Below are 1,604 nucleotides of genomic sequence, written 5' to 3'. Positions count from 1 at the left end.
GGGGTCATTCGATGTCACCTATCTCGCCACGTTGCCCAACATGGTGGTGATGGCGGCGGCGGATGAGGCAGAGCTGGTCCACATGACCTATACCGCCGCCTGCCACGACAGCGGCCCGATTGCCTTCCGCTATCCGCGCGGTAACGGTACCGGTGTTGCGATGCCGGAAGTGCCCGAACGGCTGGAAATCGGCAAGGGCCGGATTGTCCGCGAAGGCAAAAAGGTCGCCATCCTCTCGCTCGGCACCCGCTTGGCCGAGGCGCAAAAGGCTGCCGATGTGCTTGAGGCCAAGGGGCTCTCGACCACAGTCGCTGACCTGCGCTTTGCCAAGCCGCTTGACGAAGCCCTGATCCGCAAGCTGCTCACCACCCACGAGGTGTGCGTGACCATCGAGGAGGGTAGCATCGGCGGGCTCGGCGCGCACGTATTGACCATGGCGTCTGACTCAGGGCTGATCGACACCGGCCTCAAGCTGCGCACGATGCGCCTGCCCGATGTGTTCCAGGACCAGGAAAAGCCCGAAAAGCAATATGCCGAAGCCGGCCTCGACGCCGACGCCATCGTCGCCACCGTGTTAAAAGCGCTGCGCCACAACAGCACGGGCGTGGCGGTTGTAGGGGACGGGGCGCGGGCTTGAGTGTCAGTTAGACCTGGCGCACTGGCCCTGGATAGCTGGCCAGTATTGCATCGCTGGTGAGCAGCACTGCTTCTTCGACGAGGGCCTGTGCTAACAGTGCGCGATCAAACGGATCTTTGTGAATGTTGGGCAGCGAAGCGATCTGCGCTGCATGCATGCCAGTGAATGCGAGTTCTTGCCACCCGGCAAGCAATAGCTGCGCACGAACCGTCTCGGCGTCGGCTTTAAAGTCCGCGCGCCCAAGCGACTGCTTTATTGCGACCTCCCAGATCGAAACCGCACTGAACAGCGGGGCAGGTGCCGCTTCGTTCAGGTCTGCGATCACTGAATCTGGAAGTTTTTCAGGCTCGGCTAAAAACCAGAGCATGATTTGAGTATCCGGAAGATATTTCACGGCTTGCCATAAAATATAGCTTCAATGTCGTCTTTTGCCATCGTGTCAAAATCGTCCGGGACAGTGAATTGCCCCCGCAAAGACCCCATGCCCCAATCGGATGATCGATCTGGTTCTGGTTCGGCTTTGGGCAAGGCTTGATCGACAGGCGCGATAGCCTCCACCCGCACCATCGGCTTGCCTGCTTTGGATATGATGAAAGGCTCCCCTTTCATCGCAAGCGCAATGAGTTCCGAAAGCCGGGTTTTGGCATCATGAATGTTGACGATCAGCATAAAGGCCAGCCTTGTTGGGTCCGGTCATACTACGCCATTGCCATATATCAGGCAATCACGGCCTTACTCCGGCGTAGACGCCCGTGCGTCCTGCCCGTCGCCTTCAGGCGCTGCGACGATGTCGCGGGTGGTGGCGCCCTTGTCGGTCGTTTGCGTTTGCGGGTCACCGACCGAGGAGCGGATCGCGGCATCGGCATTGCCGGCGCGGTCCAGGGCGGCGCCCTCAACTGCGCTGCGCGGTTGCGGGCCGCCGAACAATACGTCAAGCGCCTGCTGGCTGGCGCTTGTCGATTGCGGA

General features: G+C 60.5%; 3 protein-coding genes and 1 pseudogene. 1 reads left to right on the top strand and 3 read right to left on the bottom strand.

Features of this window, described 5'->3' with window-relative positions; all coding sequences use genetic code 11:
- Positions 1 to 637 (top strand): transketolase C-terminal domain-containing protein (locus tag ACEW8G_RS14705; protein ID WP_373489149.1); only part of this gene is annotated, 637 nt, incomplete at its 5' end.
- A gap of 7 nt (positions 638 to 644) precedes the next feature.
- On the opposite strand, the gene ACEW8G_RS14700 is transcribed toward ACEW8G_RS14705, so the two are convergent.
- The 3 genes and pseudogenes from ACEW8G_RS14700 to ACEW8G_RS14690 all read right to left on the bottom strand — a co-directional run.
- Positions 645 to 1,031: a type II toxin-antitoxin system VapC family toxin gene (locus tag ACEW8G_RS14700; protein ID WP_373489148.1), complete on the bottom strand. Its 387-nt coding sequence runs from the start codon at positions 1,029 to 1,031 to the stop codon at positions 645 to 647.
- Positions 1,028 to 1,306, bottom strand: a complete 279-nt coding sequence (locus tag ACEW8G_RS14695; RefSeq protein WP_373489147.1) for a type II toxin-antitoxin system Phd/YefM family antitoxin — start codon at positions 1,304 to 1,306, stop codon at positions 1,028 to 1,030. Before ACEW8G_RS14695 ends, ACEW8G_RS14700 begins: the two co-directional genes overlap by 4 nt.
- Positions 1,307 to 1,369: 63 nt before the next feature.
- Positions 1,370 to 1,604 (bottom strand): annotated as a pseudogene (locus tag ACEW8G_RS14690) (DUF3035 domain-containing protein); the annotation flags it as partial.

The organism is Blastomonas sp. (assembly GCF_041747255.1).
In the GTDB taxonomy this organism is placed as follows: domain Bacteria; phylum Pseudomonadota; class Alphaproteobacteria; order Sphingomonadales; family Sphingomonadaceae; genus Blastomonas.
Note: the sequence above shows the minus strand (reverse complement) of the source record. Positions and strands in the feature narration are given on the sequence as shown.

Coding starts and splice junctions, on each gene's coding strand:
- ACEW8G_RS14695 (WP_373489147.1), bottom strand. CDS start 1,306: ATGCTGATCGTCAACATTCATGATGCCAAAACCCGGCTTTCGGAACTC.